We start from the raw sequence: 19,195 nt of genomic DNA on the forward strand, positions 1-19,195 counted from the left end.
CGTACACAGATGATCCCGCCCGGTCATGACGACCGGACGGGATCGGAAAACGCGGTGAAAGACCCTAGGCCCCGACCAGCTCGACCTGGACCTCGACCTCCACCGGCGCGTCCAGCGGCAGCACCGCGACGCCCACCGCGCTGCGCGCGTGCACGCCCTTGTCGCCGAGCACCGCGCCCAGCAGCTCACTGGCGCCGTTGATCACGGCGGGCTGCCCGGTGAAGTCGGACGCCGAGGCGACGAAGCCCACGACCTTCACCACCCGCGCGATCCGGTCCAGGTCGCCCGCGATCGACTTCACGGCGGCCAGCGCGTTGAGCGCGCAGGTCTTCGCCAGTTCCTTGGCCTCGTCGGACGTGACTTCCGCACCGACCTTGCCGGTGACCGCGAGCTTGCCGTCCACCATCGGCAGCTGGCCCGAGGTGTACACGTACACCCCCGACTGCACGGCCGGCTGGTACGAGGCCAGCGGCGGCACGACGTCCGGCAGTGTCAGCCCGAGCTCGGCGAGCTTCGCCTCGACGGCGCCCGCCACTACGCCTTCTCCCGCTTCAGGTAGGCCACGAGCTGCTCGGGGTTGTTCGGGCCGGGAACGACCTGGACCAGCTCCCAGCCGTCCTCGCCCCAGGTGTCCAGAATCTGCTTGGTCGCGTGCACGAGAAGGGGCACGGTCGCGTATTCGTACTTTACAGGTGACACCATGAACCCCATGATTTCGAAGGCTGTGACCGGGATGACCGTTCACGCAGCAGGCTATACGCGGCAATCAGCCGCACGAGAGAACAAGAGCGAGGCTAGCCCCGCGTCGCAGCGCGCCGCCAACAAGGCCCGATTCGATGAGGTCACGGGCGAGGCAGTGTGGTGCGGCCACTACGAAGACATCGGCATCTCAGCGTTCAGCGGCAAGGTCCGACCGGACTTCGAGCGGCTGCTACGCGACTGCCGCGCCGGACGCGTGAACATGATCATCGTGTACTACGTGTCCCGCCTGTCTCGCATGGAGCCGCTGGACGCGATCCCCATCGTCACGGAGCTTCTGAATCTCGGCGTCGTGATCGTCAGCGTCACCGAAGGTGAGTTCCGTAAGGGCAACCTCATGGACTTGATCCACCTGATCATGCGCCTTGACGCCGCTCACCAGGAGAGCAAGAACAAGAGCATCGCCGTCAAGGGGGCCGCGAAGGCAGCGCGCGACCTGGGGGGCTACGTCGGGGGCAAGGCACCGTACGGCCGGAAACTTCAGCAAGAGATCCGGACGAACTCCGAAGGTCGCCCTGTCGCCGTTCAGGTTCTCGACACGGACAAGACCCAAGCGGACGTCATCCGGGACGTGTGGCACACGATCAAGCGCCACAACCACGTACCGAGCGTCGCAGTAACCGGGCGCTCAGCTCCGGGCAGCGTCGGCAACATCGTGGCTCAGCTCAACCGCGAAGGCGTGCCGACACAAGGCGCGACACGTGGCAAGCGCACGAAGAACGGGCAATGGCACAACAGCACGCTGATTGCGATGCTTCGGCACCCCCACCTTGCAGGGTTCGCGACGGAGCCGATTTACGAGCCCCAGAAGAGCAACCCCGCCAAGCTTTCCGTCGTCGGATACAAGATCCTTCGTGACGACACAGGCAACCCGATTCAGGCATGGGAACCGATTCTTGATCCGGCCGACTGGTTCGAGTTGCAGGCGTGGTTGGACAAGCGACCGGCACGGAAGTGGGAAAGCCGCGTCTCAACGCTTCTCAGTTCCATGGAAACGCTGTACTGCGAGTGCGGACGCCCAATGGGTGGCGGAGCGTCCAAGAGGCCCCGGGGAGGCACGTACTCATGTGCGCGGCAGCGTGGCGTACAGCCCAAAGCGGGAGAGCACGAGGGCGGCGTGTCCATCTCGCAAGCCACCCTTGACGACTACGTCGCCGGACGCATCTTCGCTCTCATTGCCACCGCTGAGGACGACCCGGAGACGCTCGAACTCATTGCCGCTGCCACCGAGCGATTCGGCGTGACCCAGGAAGCCCCGGAACGGGCTCAGGAGCGCGCCACACTCGTTGCCGAACGGGCCGACGCCGTAAGGGCCCTGGAGACGCTGTACGACATGCAGGCGTCATACATGGGCAACGAGATCGGCCGGAAGCGCTTCGCGTCCGAGGTAGTCGCACAAGAGACCCGCATGACCGGCGCCGAACAGCGAATCGCCGAACTTGCAACTCTCGATATGCCGCTACTCCCCATTGCGGAATGGCTGAATCACGAGGAACCGAACGGCGACCCGATGGGACCGGGCTCGTGGTGGCACAGTGCCGACCTGGCCGACCGGCGCGCGTTCATCGCATGCTTCGTTGAGCGGATCACCGTCCGCAAGGCTCTGCCTTCCGAGAAGTCTCGGGGTAAGAACGCCCGTTCAGACGTACGCGCCCGAACCCGAATCGACTGGGCCACGTCAGCCACTGCCGCGAACTGAGCGCCTCTCCCAGCACACAGCCCCCGATCAGCACCAAGGGTCGGGGGCTTCTGTATGTCCGCGTACGGCGCTGCGAGGAGTGCGGCGCTATCGGCGGACGGCGAAGCGCTCAGCGGGGCGGAGAACGACTCTCAGGGCTTCGGCGGGCCCGCAATCCATTGCACGACCACCCGGCGGCAAGCAGCGTCACCGCAGCGGGACAGCGTCACGGGGTCTGACCTGGGGAATGTGACGGAGTGACGGAAATACTTAAAATTCAACAAAGCACATACATACATAGGCTGCAATCCAGTTTTCAAAGCCCTTCGTCACTCCGTCACCGCCCCGCTCCCGCTCCCGCTGTCCGGGTATCTCACTCCCTTCATACAGGCAGAAGGGTAAAACCCCTCATACGATTCGACGCAGGTCACCGACTCCCTTCATATAGGTAGAGGGAGCCATCGTCCGCCGCTCGCAATGGCGGCACCTGCAACCGACTCCCTTACTAATAGGTAGAAGCGACGCAAGTTGCTACGCGGGTGCCGTCACGCATACCCGCCCTTTGAACGTCCTCGCACGTGGACGCGGCCTCAGCGTCGCAATTACGTGCATGGAGAAGCCCCACCCGGGTTGAGCTCCGCAACGGCTGTGACGGCCCGTTGTGGAGTTCCCTGGGTGGGGCTTTTTCGCATTTCTGCCGTCACACAGAATGAGACCTCCCGCAATGGACGCTTACAAAAATGCACACAATGCCGTCCGGGCCGAGCGTGGGCCGGCGACTCTTCATCAATGCGTTTGGTGCTGGGGCGACGCCGATCACTGGGCTTACGACCATGCAGAAGAGAACGAGAGCACTGACAGGCGTCGCCATTTCTCTAACGACACGGCGCATTACCGGGCGATGTGCGCCCGCTGCCATCGGACTTTCGATCGACTGCACCGCGAAAACGCAGAACCCCACCGGTACGAGCGCGAGTTTTTCAAGGCTCGTATGCGTTACTCACGCGCAGCGCTTGAAGCCATGTCAGCGCGTCGCGCACCTCGTGTTGCAACGTACTACGCAAACCACTATTCAGCGCGTCATGACATGAGGAGGCAGCACATGCGCAACGAAATCCCACTTCGCACGTGCCGCGCCTGCTGGACCGGCGTGTCATGCAATCAGTTCCACCCACGTAGCAACTTCACATGCGACGGCTGCATGACGCGTCGCCGGAAGGTTACTGCCGCTGAGGGAATGCGCCGGGTTGCACGGCGAACCAACGAAAAGGATCGACCTTGACCGATATTGAGACACGAGCCGCACCCCAGTCCCTCAGCGCAGAAGACGCACGGAAGCTAAGCGGCTATGCCGTGGTGTTCAACTCCGCCACACGAATTGGCCCATTCACCGAATCCGTCGCGCCCGACGCTTGGGTTAATCCCGGTGACGACGTCCTTTGCTCGTACAACCACGACACAAACAACGTCTTGGGCCGCACACGCTCCGGCACCCTTTCGCTGGCCGTGGACAAGACCGGAATCCGTTACGACGTAGCCCTTCCGGATACGGAGCTTGGCCGCAGCGTCCACGAGCTAACGAAGCGCGGCGACATCTACGGGTCGTCGTTCACCTTCATCTGTGACGAAGACCGATGGGACTACAGCGGCGAGATTCCACACCGCACGGTTACCGCAATGCGCATCTTTGAGCTTGGCCCCGTTCACACACCCGCGTACCCCGACGCGACCGTTTCGACGCGCGCACTTGAAAGAGGAAACATGACCATGATTGATGTTGACGCCGCCCGTAAGGCCGTGGCCGAGAGCGAGCGAGCCGAGAAGCTTGCCGCTGAGATTCGCGGCGCTGAGGCGTTCGGTGAGAAGCGAGATTCGGATATTTCCGAGAAGCGCGCGGAGCTGGACGCGCATAACCACGAGCGAGCCGCTTCGCTGGGTGCCATGAAGTCGCCCAGTGAGCGCGCCGCAATTGGCCGCAAGGCGTCAGCCGGCGACCTCCTTCACGCAAGGCTTGCCGAGTCTCGCAACCTGACTTCTGCGGGAACCGCAGGGGCTTTTACTCCGGCGGAGTTCTCGAAGAACTTCGTGGACCTCATGGCGCCCAGTTCCGTTGTTCTTTCCAGCGGCGTGAACCGAGTTGCAACCAACGCTTCTGAGTGGAAAACCCCGGTTGTCACTTCTGACTTCACTCCGGCTTTCGTCGGCGAGCTTGCGGATCTGCCGACCGGCGGTTTCGCTGCGGGAATGCTTTCCGTGAAGCCCATGAAGATTGCAACGGCTGAGATGCTGTCGAGTGAGTTTGTCAATGACTCCGATGGTGTTTCGCTGAACGCGATCTCCCGAAGCATGCTCCGAACTCTGGCCCTGGGCTTCGACAAGCAGGCTCTTACCGGCGTGGCTGGCGCCGACAAGTTCGCCGGTATCGCCAACACCGTTGGTATTCAGACTCTCGCGCTCACTGCTGAGCCTGCCGACCTTGCGCCGTTCGCTGAGGCGTTCGGAATGCTTGAGGACGTCTCGGCCATTCCATCTATCGTGGTCATGAACCCGACTCGTTGGGCTCAGCTTCTCGGCCTGAAGGACACGACTAATCGACAGCTTCTCAGCGCGGGTGCGGGCAGCGGTACCGACGGGGTTTCGCGAAGCATCCTAGGCGTGCCGGTGAAGGTTTCTCCCTACGTGGACGCGAACACGATTCTCGTGTACGACGCGTCGGAGCTGTACGCGGTAATCCGAAAGGATGCCACGTTCGAGACTTCCTCGGATGCTGGCTTCTTCAAGGATGGCATTGGCGCCCGTGCGATCATGCGCGCCGCCGTTGCTGTTCCGAACGCTGCCGCCGTCGTCAAGATGACCATTGCTGCTGCGTAGTGGCAATGGGCGAACTGTTCACGGACAGCGCGCCACCCATTCTCGTTGAGACAGGTACCGGCCTACTGATTGACGGTAGGCCGGTACCTTCCGGCGTTCGGGTGCGCGTTCCCGCTGACATTGCGGACTTCCTCGTTGCACAGAAGTGGGCACGCAAGACGGAAAAGGGGCATGCGACCCCTAGGGGGGTGTTGGAATGGCAACCCGTCCGCCAGATACCGGGGGTGGGGGTCGGGCTGGACGAGTGGCCTACCTACATGCGCCCATCGTGGATGCGGGCAGAAGCACGCGTTAAGCCCACCGGCAGAATCCCGCATGCTGTGCCGACGTATTGCACGAAGTGTGAGCGCGTGGATTACCAACCTGAGCACAAGGGTGCAGAACGCACAGCTCGGGGTGTCCAGCGCATTGTGTGCAAGCGGTGCGTCTAGCTACTCGCGGTGATTAGCTTTGCGGGCATCGTGCTGCCAATCGTTGCGGTTTTCTTGTGGCGCGTCACTGGTTCGCCGGCTGAGGCCCGCTCGTGAGACCTACGCACATTACTGGCAGGACGCGCCCAGAAATGTTTTGTGCGTCGGATGGGATGCGCCCCAAAAGTTCGGAGAATTACCTCTCAGCGATCCCGGCCCCAGCTCGGAAAACACGTCCGTGAGTGACCGGCCTTCCGGGTGTCACGAACTCCGCCGTCACGACGATTCGAGGAAAGATGAACGACCGACTATGCAAGGCGTGCGGAAAGGCACTGCCGAAGGATTCGGACCACCGGAGGACCACGTGTGATGACGCCTGCCGCAAGCGCGCTAACCGGATTGAGCGCGCCACAACGTCAGCGGGGAACGTGACACCCCTGAAGCCGCCTACGGGCACTGAGAACGACTATGGCCGTACGGATGACCTTCGGGCCGTATGGGATGCGCTCGTGTCTTCTGTGGCCGCCCAGGGTGTTCTAGTGCCCGGTTCCGCTGGGGTTGCCGTCGCGCATCCCGCACTTCGCTTCCTGGCACAGATTGATGCACAGCTTCTGAAGCACGAAATGCACCCGTCGGAATCCGGCGGGGCTGACGACCTTGACGCGCTGATCGCTAAGGTACTTCGCGCCACTGACGACGAAGGGAAGGCGGTTTAATGGCCGTAACTGAGTCCACGGCGGAGCTTGGCAACCGGATCGCCCGCAGCGGAATGGAGCCGACCGCACACCCGCAATACCCGCTCTTCCGACTCGCGTTCATTCGCGACACCGGTACAGAACCTGAAAACGGCGAAACCCCCTGGGGCGGTGTCCACGACGCATACCGGTGCGCAAGCGCCCCTGACGTGTTCTGAGCGCCCTGCACCACAACGAAGCCCCGTAGGCACCTGGGAACGATCCTGGGCCGTCTACGGGGCTTCTGCGCGTTCCGGCCTGCCCTCTTGCGTTGATCACGCGTAGGGGTGACGCTCGTGCACGGACGTGCAACCGACTCGGCGAAGGAGTGCCCAATGGCCCTAAAGTTCCTGGGGATTTGGCCCAACACCCCGGACGACGGATCACCCACCATCTGGCTGGACGACACGACCGGCGACCTGATCATTCAGTCATGGACGGCGGACGCGGACACCGTCCGGCAGGCTCAGGAAGTCGGTTCGGTGCCCGGCCACTCAACCGATGTTCCGGACCACGAAAGCGTGATCCGGCTTCCCGCAAACATGCTCCAGTTCATCCCCCGCCCGGACAGTGAGGCCAACGGTGGCAACAGCGGTACGTGAAGCACTCGCAAAGGCGCAGCGCTCAGCAATGCACCTTGAGATGCGGGACAGCTACATGCGCGATGACCCGGAGTTCATCCGTTGGCAGGAAGGGCACCGGTACGACCCGGACGACCGCGAGTCGTGGTGGCGGTCATGGCTGGACGTCGTGGCTGAGACGACCGGTCGGGGGGTCCACATGCGCCGCCTTCGCGTCGTCTCGGAGCCGCTGAGCGACTACGTGCGTTACGAGTACGACGGCACCTTTACGAACGTCGCAGCGGGCGAAGATGTGAGGTGGCTGCCCCGCTCGAACGCCCGTGGCCTGTTGCTCCCAGCGCTGGACGGCTGGGTCATGGACGCGGAAACCGTGATCCTGCACCACTTCAGCGGCGAGGGTCAGTGGACCGGCGCGCGTATGGAAGTCCACCACGACTCGGAGCTAGGCGCGCAGTACGCGGCGGCTTACGAGGCAGCGTGGGAGCGCGCTATTCTTCACGCGGAGTACCGGCCGGGCTGATCGCGCACCATGGCTCTTTCTGCTTCTTCCAGTGCCCAGCAGGCCCGGCAGGCTCTCGCGGATCGACTCGCGGAACTCTGCCGGGATGCTGGCATGTCCGGGCTCGACCTAGCGGAGCGCTGCGAGTGGAGCCGTTCCAAGTCATCCCGGATCATGAACGCCCGTACGCCCCCGTCCGCTGACGACATCCGGGCATGGTGCAAGGCGTGCGGGGCTGAAGGGCACACCGAAGATCTCATTGCCATGCTGCGGACCGCTGAGGGCATGTGGGTCGGTTGGCGGCGCATGGAGCGGGCCGGGCTCAAACAGGCTCAGGAAGCCCGCTTGCCGCTGTACGAGCGCACCCGGCGGTTCCGGTCCTACTCGTCATGGCTCGTGCCCGGCATGATCCAGACACGGCCGTACACGACGGCAGCGCTTCAAGCGATCCAGCGACGGCGTGGCTTGGTGGACGACGTGGCCGACGCGGTTGGCGCGCGCATGGAGCGTCAGCGGGTCCTGTACGAGGGTGACCGCCGCTTCGCGTTCCTCGTTGAAGAGTCGGTGTTGCGGTCCGGCATCGGGGGCGCTGACGTCATGACCGGACAGCTTGGCCACCTCATCTCGATTGCCTCACTTCCCAATGTCAGCTTGGGAGTTGTGCCCATGCGACCGGATCGGGAGCGCTGGCCGGCTGAGGGCTTCTGGATCTATGACGCGGCTCAAGTCAACGTCGAGTTGATCTCTGGCTACCTCACTCTCACGCAGCCCAGCGAGGTAGCCATGTACGCCGAGACCTTCGCGGAACTGTCGGCGCTTGCCCTCTACGGTGCCCCCGCTCGTGCGCTGATCACATCGGCCATGGACACCCTGGGGTGATTGGCGTGCAACCTCGTGCAATCGGCTGTGAGTGGGGCTCACGCGCTCCTTAGCGTTGTCGTCACACGGACGACTTCGAAGGGGCCGGGCATGACCGAGCCAACGAGGTACAGCACAGCGGCCGTTGAACTCCCTTTAAGGGTCGGCGAGTTGGAGCCGGTCCCGGTCGAGGGGTGCGCGGGTTGCGTGGAACTAGCGAACGTGCGGGATCGGGCACGCGTCGGCGGTGACATGACCACGGTCACGGATTGCAACGTGTTCTTGCGGCGGCATCCCGAGGGGCACTAGGTGACGACGGCCCCGGAACGGCCCCGCACTAAAGCCCCGACCCAACGACAGAGGATGCGGATTGCGAAGCCTGCCCCGCCTGCCCCTGCCCCGATCACGTCCTACTGCGGTACGTGCGCCGGACACCGCGCCATTTGGTGTGACGGGTGCTGCGGATTCGCGGGGTGCGCACTCTGCCGGTGGACGTGCAAGCGCCCGTGTCCGGCGTGCGTGGGCGGAGACGCAGAGCGCATCCGTTGGTGAGACTCCGACCCGCTGAGCGACGGCAAGAACCACGGCTCAGCGCGTCGGTATCGGCCCCGTTCATGTGCCTCCCCCGTGGCACATGGGCGGGGCTTCGTCATGGGGTAAGTTATGACGCGTTACGTGGCAACACGGTCGCGTATTCCCACTTGGTCATGGCCCGACTGTAATACCTGGCACGCACAGCCTCGTGCGTAGCCTGCGGTACGACTGGTTAGGCTCGAATACGTGAGCAGGTTCCAGGTCGTCAGCGGCAAGGGCGGTACCGGTAAGACCACGGTCGCCGCCGCCCTCGCGCTCGCCCTCGCGACCGAGGGCAAGCGCACCCTTCTCGTGGAGGTCGAGGGCAGGCAGGGCATCGCCCAGCTCTTCGAGACGGAGTCCCTCCCGTACGAGGAGCGCAAGATCGCCGTCGCGCCGGGCGGCGGCGAGGTGTATGCCCTCGCGATCGACGCCGAGCGCGCCCTTCTCGACTACCTCCAGATGTTCTACAAGCTGGGCGGCGCGGGCCGGGCGCTCAAGAAACTCGGCGCGATCGACTTCGCCACCACCATCGCGCCCGGCGTGCGGGACGTGCTGCTGACCGGCAAGGCCTGCGAAGCCGTACGCCGCAAGGACAAGCAGAACCGGTACGCCTACGACTACGTGATCATGGACGCCCCGCCCACCGGGCGCATCACCCGCTTCCTCAATGTGAACGACGAGGTGGCGGGGCTGGCCAGGATCGGCCCGATACACAATCAGGCACAGGCCGTGATGCGGGTGCTGAAGTCCCCGGAGACCGCCGTCCATCTGGTGACGCTGCTGGAGGAGATGCCGGTCCAGGAGACCGCGGACGGCATCGCCGAACTGCGGGCCGCCGAACTGCCGGTGGGGCGCGTCATCGTGAACATGGTGCGGCCCCACCTGCTGGACGAGGACACCCTGCGCACCGCCGCGGGCGGCCGCCGCAAGGAGATCGCCAAGGCGCTGACCCGGGCCGGAGTGACCGGCTCCGCGGGGCTCGTACGCCCCCTGGTCGAGCAGGCGGCCGAGCATGCCCAGCGGGTCGAGCTGGAGCGTGAACAGCGCGCCGTGCTCGCGGACCTGGAGCTGCCGGGGTACGAACTCCCGCTGATCGGCGAGGGGATGGACCCTGCCGGTCTCTACGACCTGGCGACCGAGCTCCGCAAGCAGGGCGTGGGCGAGGAGGCGGGACAAGGGGTGGGTACATGACACAGCGCACGGACGCGGCTACGACTACGGCTACGGCTACGGCCGCAACGACGGATGCGACCGCGTCGACGGACACGGCCACATCCGACACGGCCGGAACGGACACGGCCGCGCCGGATATGGCTGTCTCCCACGCTCCCGCGCTGGACACCGACGCGCTGCTCGACGATCCGGACATCCGGATCGTCGTGTGCTGCGGTTCGGGCGGCGTCGGCAAGACCACGACCGCGGCGGCTCTGGGCGTACGGGCGGCCGAGCGCGGCCGCAAGGTCGTCGTGCTCACCATCGACCCGGCCCGCAGGCTCGCCCAGTCCATGGGCATCGACTCGCTGGACAACATCCCGCGCCAGGTGCCGGGCATCGAGGGCGGGGACGCCGGGGAACTGCACGCCATGATGCTCGACATGAAGCGGACCTTCGACGAGATCGTCGAGGCGCACGCGGACGGCGAGCGGGCCCGCGCGATCCTGGAGAACCCCTTCTACCAGTCCTTGTCGGCCGGTTTCGCTGGCACGCAGGAGTACATGGCGATGGAGAAACTCGGGCAGTTGCGAGCACGCGACGAGTGGGACCTGATCATCGTCGACACCCCTCCGTCGCGCTCCGCGCTGGACTTCCTGGACGCGCCGAAGCGGCTCGGTTCGTTCCTGGACGGAAAGTTCATCAAGCTGCTGATGGCCCCGGCGAAGATGGGCGGCCGGGCCGGGATGAAGTTCCTGAACGTCGGCATGTCGATGATGACCGGAACGCTGGGCAAGCTGCTCGGCGGTCAGTTCCTGCGCGACGTACAGACCTTCGTCGCGGCGATGGACACCATGTTCGGCGGATTCCGTACCCGGGCCGACGCCACGTACAAACTGCTCCAGGCCCCCGGCACGGCGTTCCTCGTCGTCGCGACGCCGGAGCGGGACGCGCTGCGCGAGGCGGCGTACTTCGTGGAACGGCTGGCCGCGGAGGAGATGCCGCTGGCCGGGCTGGTGCTCAACCGGGTCCATGGCAGCGATGCCGCCCGGCTCTCCGCCGAGCACGCCCTGGCCGCCGCAGAAAATCTTGACGGGGTCGGCATTGTGGATCAGACGGCCGGGAAGGCTGGACTTCGTGACCGGGCCGACCAGTCGGCCACCTCTCCCGAAGCCGCTGTCACACCCGCTGTCACGCCCGGTGCCGCACCGGATACCGCCCCCGACGCCACGCCCGACGATTCCGAGCACGAGCACAAGGACACCGAAGACCGCGAGCCGACGCCGGGACACGTTCCCGATTCACCCGGGACCGCTTCCGTCGAGGAGCTGACCGCAGGTCTGTTGCGGCTGCATGCCGAACGAATGCAGGTGGTCGCGCGCGAACAGCGCACACGCGACCGCTTCACCGCGCTGCACCCCGAGGTCGCCGTGACCCAAGTGGCCGCGCTGCCCGGTGACGTACATGACCTCGAAGGACTCCGGGCCATAGGGGACCGGCTCGCGACCGGTTCTGCCCCGGCCGGAGCTGCATAGCCGCCCGTCGGCCCTATCCCACCGCGGCGTACCTCTCGTGCAGTTCGTCGTCCTCCAGTCCGATCGCCACGGGCAGGATGCCCGTCGACTGCTCGTACTCGCTGCGCGCGGTCTCCAGCAGCCGGCGCCAGGACGTGACGGTGGGCCGCCTGCGCAGCAGTGCGCGGCGCTCCCGCTCGGTCATTCCGCCCCACACGCCGAATTCGACGCGATTGTCCAGCGCATCGGCCAGGCACTCGGTCCGCACCGGACATCCGGTGCACACCGCCTTGGCCCTGTTCTGCGCTGCCCCTTGTACGAACAGTTCATCCGGATCGGTAGTGCGGCAGGCTGCCTGCGCACTCCAGTCGGTTACCCAGCCCATCACGGCGCCGTCCTCTCCCGAATCGAGGCTCCCCCACGGCGGTAGCGGCATATTCACCGCGCTGCCAGTTGAGGACGTTACGGAAGGTGGCGACAGCACAACACCCCCTTCGGGCCCAATCTTGAATGGCCCGAACGGACTATGCGTATGCGGCAGATCACCCAGGGGAGTGAGGCGAGGGCATAAGCGACTATCCCGGCAGAATCGGGACAGTTCACCTGGATCACAACGGACGTTCAATGACACACGAGGCGAATTCGGGAGCACCTGAGCTCGTGGTCGGGTCATGCATGGGGGGTTGATAGGGAACCGGACTGCTGTGACAGTTGAGAGCAGCTTAGGCCAAGGCATATACGTGTGTCCGGCGAATGAGAACGTAGACACCTCACGTCGTCCGGGAGCGGGCCGTCGGCGACGAACGCATGCACTTCGGGTCTCATGGGGGAATGATCGGCTGGCGTCGCCTCCGCGGGCAAGACGTGTCCGCTGGTCACGCGGCTGCCAGCTCTGCCTGCAGTGGTGCCGGAAACGCGGACTGTTCGTCGAAGAGTTCTCGCTTCTGAAGGCAGTGGTAGAGGTGTCCGACTCATGCGGTTGAAGAGGTTGCGCTGGGCGGCCGCGTGCCAGTCCCCTTGTTCTCGTCGACGCCGGTAGTGGGCGTTGGCCCCGGTGGATGCCCTTAGTGGGGCGAAGGCCCATAGGTAGCCGGCGTGGTTGAGCCGGTCGTTCTTCACCCACCGTCTGGTGACGGCCGTCCTGCTGGGCGCGGGCCAGGACGGCGATCGCGCGCCCGAGGCCGGAGTCATCAGGCAGCGGCCGGTGGGCGTGCATGTCCGTCAGCTCGCCGCTGTCGTTCACCAGGGCGACGTCGTGGGTTCGTTCCGCCCAGTCGATTCCGCAATAAATCAAGGTTCCCTCCCCAGAGCTTGGCGTTTGCGCTGGTCACGAGCGCATGCGGGCCACGCAGCGACCCAATCCCAGGCCTCAACCGCAGCACGGTCGGGCCGCCACCTCACTAGCCGTTCGTGGCACCGGCGCACCCCACGGGCCTCGGTCTGCGCAGGAGCTCAGTGGGCTCGGGCGTATCGAGAGGTCACCGTGTGGAGGGCTCGCACCACCAACACCAACAAGTGATCAAGACAATGGGATTGACGGCGCCGGACGGCACCAGGTCTCAGCCGAGGCCTCATGGGCCAGGCCGGCTTCAGGTATCCGTCCGGCGCCGACGAAGGTGGTGGCGGTCACGAAGACGCCGAACGCCGCCGCTCTTCAGTGAGGCGTTCACGCCGGGTTGAGCAAAGGCATCCGCCCGGCGCCCACGTGACCGCCACCACCCTGAGCACCACGACCGCGCACCGATCTACGTTGAGGCCTCGACGGCCCGGCTGCACCCGGATGTCACGGTCTGGTACTCGAACGCTCTGAGAAGCACCCGCTCCTACGGATCGCTCATAACTACGGATTAGGCTGCCCCCATGCCAAAGAAGCGCTCGGGCGGGGGTCTCTCGACGACCCAGCAGGCCGCCAAGTTCCTCGGTGTCGCCGCACTCTCCGGAGTTGTGCTCGCGGGCATCGCGCTGCCGGCCGCCGGAGCACTGGGTCTCGCCACCAAGGGGACGGTCGAGGGATTCGACGAGATCCCGGCCAACCTCAAGACTCCGCCGCTGAGCCAGCGCACCACGATCCTGGACAGCAAGGGCGGGATGATCGCCTCGGTGTATTCGCGCGACCGCACGGTGGTCCCGCTGAAGAACATCTCGCCGTACATGCAGCAGGCGATCGTCGCGATCGAGGACGCCCGCTTCTACGAGCACGGGGCCGTCGACCTCAAGGGCATCCTGCGCGCGCTGAACCGCAATGTGCAGACGGGCGGAACCGCCGAGGGCGCGTCGACCCTCACCCAGCAGTACGTGAAGAACGTCTTCGTCGAGGAGGCGGGCGACGACCCGGACAAGGTCGCGCAGGCCACCCAGCAGACGATGGGCCGCAAGGTCCAGGAGCTGAAGTACGCGATCCAGGTCGAGGAAGAGCTCGGCAAGAAGAGGATCCTGGAGAACTACCTCAACATCACCTTCTTCGGGCAGCAGGCATACGGCGTCGAGGCCGCCGCCCAGCGCTACTTCTCCAAGCCGGCGAAGGACCTGACGCTGGCGGAGTCCGCGCTGCTGGCCGGCGTCGTGCAGTCGCCTAGCCGCTACGACCCGGTCAACGACACGGCCGAGGCGACCAAGCGCCGCAACACCGTGCTCCAGCGCATGGCCGACGTCGGGAACGTCTCGCAGGCCGCGGCCGACAAGGCGAAGGCGACCCCGATCAAGCTGAAGGTCAAGAAGCCGAAGAACGGCTGCATCACCGCCGTCAGCGGCGCCGGTTTCTTCTGCGACTACGTACGCCACGTCTTCCTCACCGATCCGGTCTTCGGCGAGAGCAAGGAGGACCGGGCCAAGATCTGGAACCGGGGCGGCCTGACGATCCGGACGACGCTCGACCCGCAGTCCCAGCAGTCGGTACAGGGCTCGATCAAGAACCACGTCTACAAGTCGGACAAGGTCGCGACAGCCGTGACGCTGGTCCAGCCGGGCACCGGCAAGATCATGGGCATGGGCCAGTCCAAGCCGTACGGCTTCGGGAACAACGAGACCCAGTACAACTACTCGGTCAACAAGGCCATGGGCGGCTCCAACTACGGCTTCCCGACCGGTTCGACGTTCAAGCCGTTCCTCGCCGCCGCGGCCATAGAGGGTGGCAAGCCGGCCACACAGGTCTATCCGTCCCCGTACGAGATGGACTACCCGGACACGGTGCAGTCCTGCGGGAAGCCGTGGGTCAACGACGGTGTGCCGAAGTATCACCTGGAGAACGAGAGCGAGACCGAGAAGGGCCCGTACGCGCTGAAGGAGGCGATGGAGAAGTCGGTCAACACCTACTTCGTCCAGATGCTCCAGGACATCGGCATGTGCCCGGTCTCCCAGATGACCGACAAGCTCGGCGTGGTGCAGGGCGACGGCTCCAAGCTCCCGCAGAACCCGTCGACCCTGACCCTCGGCTCCAACGGTCTGTCGCCGCTGACGATGGCGAGTGCGTACGCCACCTTCGCCAACCGCGGTACGTACTGCACGCCGATCGCCATCGAGTCGGTCAACAAGGCCGACGGCAGCTCGCTCCCCGTGCCCAAGACCTCCTGCTCGCAGGCGATGTCGCAGACGACGGCCGACACCATCAACACGCTGCTGCGCGGCGTGGTCGACTCCGGTACCGGTCAGGAGGCGGGTCTCCAGAGCCGCGACAACGCGGGCAAGACCGGTACGACCGACGCCCGTAAGAACGCCTGGTTCGTCGGGTACACCCCGAACATGTCCGGCGCCGTCTGGGTCGGCAGCCCGTCCCAGAGCGTCGAGATGGAGCGCATCACGATCGGTGGTGTGTACCAGGACAAGGTGTACGGCGGGCAGGTCCCCGGACCGATCTGGCGTGACGCAATGACGGGCGCCCTCAACGGAGTGGCCGCTCCTCCCTTCAACACCGTCAACATCCCGGACCCGCCGAAGAACGACGACCGGGAAAGGGGCCGGGACCGCGGCCGGGACGAGGGAAGGCCCGGCGCCGGGGGCAAGAAGCCCGGTGGCAAGAAGCCCGGCGGCAAGAACCCGTTCCCCGGCATGAGCATCCCGCCGGACCTGACCGGCGGGAACACTGGCGGCGGCAACCGCGGCCAGACCAACGGGAGCACACAGGGCCCCTGAGCCGCAAGGCTCGTCCCCTGACACGAAGGTGGGGTGCCCCGGACCGGGATCGGTCCGGGGCACCCCACCTTCATATGCCCTTACGCATACGTCATACGTACGCCGTGCGGGCTCAGCCCGCGAGGAGCTTCTTCACCGAGGCGGCCACCCGGCCGCCGTCCGCGCGCCCCGCCACCTTCGGGTTCACGATCTTCATGACGGCACCCATCGCGCGCGGCCCCTCGGCCCCGGCTGCCCTGGCCTCCTCGACGGCGGACGCCACGATCGCGCCCAGCTCGTCGTCGCTCAGCTGCTTCGGCAGGTACGCGTCGAGGATCTCGCCCTCCGCCTTCTCGCGCTTGGCCTGCTCGGTCCGGCCGCCCTGAGCGAAGGCTTCGGCCGCCTCGCGGCGCTTCTTCGCCTCCTTGGCGATCACCTTCTGCACCTCGTCGTCGGAGAGCTCGCGGGCCGTCTTGCCGCTGACCTCCTCCTTCGTGATGGCGGTGAGGGTCAGCCGGAGCGTGGACGAGATCAGCTCGTCACGCGCCTTCATGGCCGTGGTGAGGTCTTCCTTGAGCTTGGACTTGAGCGTGGTCATGTGCTGATTGTGGCAGGTACGGGGCGGCCGGCGCCCGCCGGTTTTCTGCTGGCCGCACGGTGTCTGCGACGATGGACACATGCGCGCACGCTACGGAGTACCCCTGAAAGTCACGGCAGTCGGCGCGGCGATCGGCGCAGCCGGTATCGCCTACGCCGCCGGATTCGAGGCCCGCTCGTTCCGCCTGCGACGGGTCACCATCCCCGTACTCCCGCACGGGGCACGCCCGTTGCGCGTGCTCCAGGTCTCCGACGTCCACATGGTGAGCGGCCAGCGCAAGAAGCGCGCCTGGCTGCAGTCGCTGGCCGGCCTGCGCCCGGACTTCGTCGTGAACACCGGCGACAACCTCTCCGACCCCGAGGGCGTGCCCGAGCTGCTCGACGCGCTGGGCCCGCTGATGGAGTTCCCGGGGGTATACGTGTTCGGCTCCAACGACTACTACGGCCCCAAGCTCCGCAACCCCGCCCGCTACCTCTTCGAAAAGGCCCGGGGCAAGCACGGCCTCAACGGGAACGCGCCCGCGGTCGGCGTCGTCCACAACCCGTGGGAACCGATGCGCGACGCCTTCGACGAGGCGGGCTGGCTGGGCCTGTCCAACACCCGGGGCCGCCTCAAGATCGACGGCCTGGAGATCGCCTTCACCGGCCTGGACGACCCGCACATCAAGCGCGACCGCTACGCGGAGGTGGCGGGCGGCCCCGAGACGGGCGCCGACCTCTCCATCGGCGTGGTCCACGCCCCCTACCTGCGCTCCCTGGATGCCTTCACCAAGGACGGCTACCCCCTGATCCTGGCCGGTCACACCCATGGCGGCCAGCTCTGCATCCCCTTCTACGGAGCCCTGGTCACCAACTGCGACCTGGACACGGACCGGGTCAAGGGCCTCTCCACCCACTCCATCGAGGACCACCGCGCCTACCTCCACGTCTCCGCCGGCTGCGGCACCAACCGCTACACCCCGGTCCGCTTCGCCTGCCCGCCCGAGGCGACCCTGCTGACCCTGACGGCCCGGGACTGAGCGCCCCCGGCCCCCTCGCCCTCAGCTGCACATAAACCGGATTTCGTCTGCGGGCGCGGGTGGGCTAAAGTAATCGATGTCGCCGGGAGACTGGCGGCGATCGGGGTGTAGCGCAGCTTGGCAGCGCGCTTCGTTCGGGACGAAGAGGTCGTGGGTTCAAATCCCGCCACCCCGACAGATGAAATACCCGGTCAGGGGCTTGATCCACTTATTGGATCAAGCCCCTGACCGGTTTCCGGGGCCCTCTTGGGAGCCGTTTGGGAGCCAACCTCGAAATCCGGCTCCCAGGGAACCGCCGACGAGCCTGTCGGTTGGCAACGCGACGGCGCTCTTACTGAGGCGGCCGGACCCCCAGCAGAGCGCCCGTGATCAAGCAGCTGACTCCAGCTCCGGGGCGGTCTCCTCCGGTGGGTCGAGGAGCTTGAAGTCGCAGTCCCCCGGGCGCCGCCCCAAGCGCTGGACCATCAGGGCACCGAGAAGCGCGGCCCCAGGTCCAGACACTGGCCCTGCGTCCGTACCGACATAGAACAGGCCGTTCTCGTCCGGGTCGCTGTCCCCGTATTCGGGGCCGGCACCCAGCGCAAGGCAGAAGCCGAGGAGATCTGCGCGCAGTCCGGTGGGGAGATCGCCGCGAAGGAACACCATTGGGTGGGCCAGCCCCTCGCTGTCGTAGCCCGTGGAGACGACAGCACCGAGCCCCTCGGGCAGGGGGTAGGTCTCCTCGGGGAGGTCCTCCACGACGCCCTTCAGGTCGACAGCAACAATCTCCGTCAGCGCCTGGAGGACGTCGTCGTCACTCCGCCACCCCTCCTTCGGCACCCAGTGCCCCTCCCCATAGAGGTGCAGGACGTCTGCCGTCACGTCCGGCGGGTCTTCCAACGCTCCATCCGACACGTCGTCCGGCTCCCTCACCACTACGCCTTGCTTGTCCGCGTCCGGCCAGAGAACCAAAAGAGGGGCAGGGCGGTGAATGTAGCGAGCGAGAAGCGACCGGATGCTAGCTGCCACCTGCTGCTCGTTCAGACCGGAACGCACAAGCAGGTAGAGCTTCCCTGAAATGACGGTCAGCGCAGCCTGCATGCCCCGCTGTCCCAGGTCCATCTCTACAGCCCGTACGTTCATCGTCTCCATCAGGACGGGTAACTCCAATGCCCAGGCGTCATGCGCTCGAATCCTGCCGCGTGTCTGGTCCTCGCCGCGGTTGCCCTTGGGCACGAGTTGAACTTCTCACTCTTGCACGGTGGTTCCTTCCGTCGTTTGACCCGCGTCACCCAGTTTTGGCACGCTTCCACCCCGCTCAGGCGTAAAGTCGTGAAACGTCATTTCGCGTGCATCACCTACGCCACGCTCAGAGGCCCCGGTTCGCCGCCCATGCCTGGGTGCAGATGCCGAGCCGACGTACACGAACTTCCGCGCCAGCGTTGACCTTCAGCGCAAACAGAGGCTCCTGTCCCACTGCTGGCCTCGCGCTCATGGCGTAATCGGCTCAGGCGCTGCCCATTGCGGACCAATCGCGATGAAGCGTGGCAACGGCTGACCACCTCGCTTACTCATAGACCACCCCGCCTCGTCGGATAGCCGACCAGGAGTCACCGTGCTGAGCACAGGACGAGCAGGAGGGGTGTTCCGCCGCCGGTACCATCAGGGCCATGCCGTGCCAGGCTCCCGCCGATAACCGTGACCTTTCGGGTCAATTCGCCCTCGACGAATGCCGCCGTCAGGTAGACTTGACAATTTGCAGGGCAGCAGGGCAGCAGGGCAGCAGGGCAGCAGGGCAGCAGGGCAGCAGGGCAGCAGGGCAGCAGGGCAGCAGGGCAGCAGGGCAGCAGGGCAGCAGGGC

At 65.7% G+C, this 19,195-nt stretch carries 15 protein-coding genes, 1 tRNA gene and 1 pseudogene; 11 read left to right on the top strand and 6 right to left on the bottom strand.

Annotated elements, in window-relative coordinates; all coding sequences use genetic code 11:
- Positions 1–64: 64 nt before the first annotated feature.
- Positions 65–535 carry a RidA family protein gene (locus ACFVX4_RS15830; RefSeq protein ID WP_389976818.1) on the bottom strand — a complete coding sequence of 157 codons (471 nt, stop codon included), beginning with the start codon at positions 533–535 and terminating at the stop codon, positions 65–67.
- Complete coding sequence (locus ACFVX4_RS15835) at positions 535–702, bottom strand: DUF4177 domain-containing protein (protein WP_352183978.1); 168 nt, start codon at positions 700–702, stop codon at positions 535–537. Before ACFVX4_RS15835 ends, ACFVX4_RS15830 begins: the two co-directional genes overlap by 1 nt.
- Here ACFVX4_RS15835 and ACFVX4_RS15840 point away from each other — a divergent pair.
- The 8 genes from ACFVX4_RS15840 to ACFVX4_RS15875 all read left to right on the top strand — a co-directional run bounded on the left by ACFVX4_RS15840 (position 701) and on the right by ACFVX4_RS15875 (position 11,653).
- The gene (locus ACFVX4_RS15840) at positions 701–2,458 is read left to right on the top strand and encodes a recombinase family protein (protein WP_389976821.1); all 1,758 of its coding nucleotides are present in this window, start codon (positions 701–703) and stop codon (positions 2,456–2,458) included. The genes ACFVX4_RS15835 and ACFVX4_RS15840 overlap by 2 nt on opposite strands.
- Positions 2,459–3,715: 1,257 nt before the next feature.
- Positions 3,716–5,308: a phage major capsid protein gene (locus ACFVX4_RS15845; protein WP_389976824.1), complete on the top strand. Its 1,593-nt coding sequence runs from the start codon at positions 3,716–3,718 to the stop codon at positions 5,306–5,308.
- Positions 5,309–6,787: 1,479 nt separating this feature from the next.
- Positions 6,788–7,054, top strand: coding sequence for a hypothetical protein (locus tag ACFVX4_RS15850; protein ID WP_326660491.1), 267 nt, complete (start codon positions 6,788–6,790; stop codon positions 7,052–7,054).
- Positions 7,035–7,553 carry a DUF6879 family protein gene (locus ACFVX4_RS15855; protein ID WP_389976827.1) on the top strand — a complete coding sequence of 173 codons (519 nt, stop codon included), beginning with the start codon at positions 7,035–7,037 and terminating at the stop codon, positions 7,551–7,553. Before ACFVX4_RS15850 ends, ACFVX4_RS15855 begins: the two co-directional genes overlap by 20 nt.
- Before the next feature lie 9 nt (positions 7,554–7,562).
- Positions 7,563–8,411 (top strand): helix-turn-helix domain-containing protein, encoded by an 849-nt coding sequence (locus ACFVX4_RS15860; RefSeq protein ID WP_389976830.1) that lies wholly within the window; start codon positions 7,563–7,565, stop codon positions 8,409–8,411.
- Positions 8,412–8,501: 90 nt separating this feature from the next.
- Positions 8,502–8,699: a hypothetical protein gene (locus ACFVX4_RS15865; RefSeq protein WP_371603475.1), complete on the top strand. Its 198-nt coding sequence runs from the start codon at positions 8,502–8,504 to the stop codon at positions 8,697–8,699.
- Between the two features lie 471 nt (positions 8,700–9,170).
- Positions 9,171–10,157 carry an ArsA family ATPase gene (locus ACFVX4_RS15870; RefSeq protein WP_389976834.1) on the top strand — a complete coding sequence of 329 codons (987 nt, stop codon included), beginning with the start codon at positions 9,171–9,173 and terminating at the stop codon, positions 10,155–10,157.
- Between the two features lie 119 nt (positions 10,158–10,276).
- Positions 10,277–11,653: an ArsA-related P-loop ATPase gene (locus tag ACFVX4_RS15875; protein WP_389976837.1), complete on the top strand. Its 1,377-nt coding sequence runs from the start codon at positions 10,277–10,279 to the stop codon at positions 11,651–11,653.
- A gap of 13 nt (positions 11,654–11,666) precedes the next feature.
- Here ACFVX4_RS15875 and ACFVX4_RS15880 read toward each other — a convergent pair whose 3' ends face one another.
- Together ACFVX4_RS15880 and ACFVX4_RS15885 are read right to left on the bottom strand one after the other, a co-directional pair.
- Positions 11,667–12,017 carry a WhiB family transcriptional regulator gene (locus tag ACFVX4_RS15880; protein ID WP_389977045.1) on the bottom strand — a complete coding sequence of 117 codons (351 nt, stop codon included), beginning with the start codon at positions 12,015–12,017 and terminating at the stop codon, positions 11,667–11,669.
- Positions 12,018–12,507: 490 nt separating this feature from the next.
- Positions 12,508–12,832, bottom strand: a pseudogene (locus ACFVX4_RS15885) (IS110 family transposase); the annotation flags it as partial.
- A 660-nt stretch (positions 12,833–13,492) separates the two neighbouring features.
- On the opposite strand from ACFVX4_RS15885, the gene ACFVX4_RS15890 reads away from it, so the two are divergent.
- The gene (locus ACFVX4_RS15890; RefSeq protein ID WP_389976840.1) at positions 13,493–15,760 is read left to right on the top strand and encodes a transglycosylase domain-containing protein; all 2,268 of its coding nucleotides are present in this window, start codon (positions 13,493–13,495) and stop codon (positions 15,758–15,760) included.
- A gap of 112 nt (positions 15,761–15,872) precedes the next feature.
- Here ACFVX4_RS15890 and ACFVX4_RS15895 read toward each other — a convergent pair whose 3' ends face one another.
- Entirely contained in the window at positions 15,873–16,337 is a 465-nt protein-coding gene (locus ACFVX4_RS15895; protein ID WP_389976843.1) for a GatB/YqeY domain-containing protein, read from the bottom strand.
- A 79-nt stretch (positions 16,338–16,416) separates the two neighbouring features.
- Between ACFVX4_RS15895 and ACFVX4_RS15900 the strand changes: the two genes are divergently transcribed.
- Together ACFVX4_RS15900 and ACFVX4_RS15905 are read left to right on the top strand one after the other, a co-directional pair.
- Complete coding sequence (locus tag ACFVX4_RS15900; RefSeq protein WP_389976846.1) at positions 16,417–17,355, top strand: metallophosphoesterase; 939 nt, start codon at positions 16,417–16,419, stop codon at positions 17,353–17,355.
- Between the two features lie 101 nt (positions 17,356–17,456).
- Positions 17,457–17,530, top strand: a tRNA-Pro gene (locus ACFVX4_RS15905).
- Between the two features lie 194 nt (positions 17,531–17,724).
- Here ACFVX4_RS15905 and ACFVX4_RS15910 read toward each other — a convergent pair.
- On the bottom strand, positions 17,725–18,570 hold the full coding sequence (locus ACFVX4_RS15910; protein WP_389976849.1) for a hypothetical protein: 846 nt from the start codon (positions 18,568–18,570) through the stop codon (positions 17,725–17,727).
- Positions 18,571–19,195 lie beyond the last annotated feature (625 nt).

This window comes from Streptomyces sp. NPDC058240 (assembly GCF_042882135.1).
GTDB lineage: Bacteria > Actinomycetota > Actinomycetes > Streptomycetales > Streptomycetaceae > Streptomyces.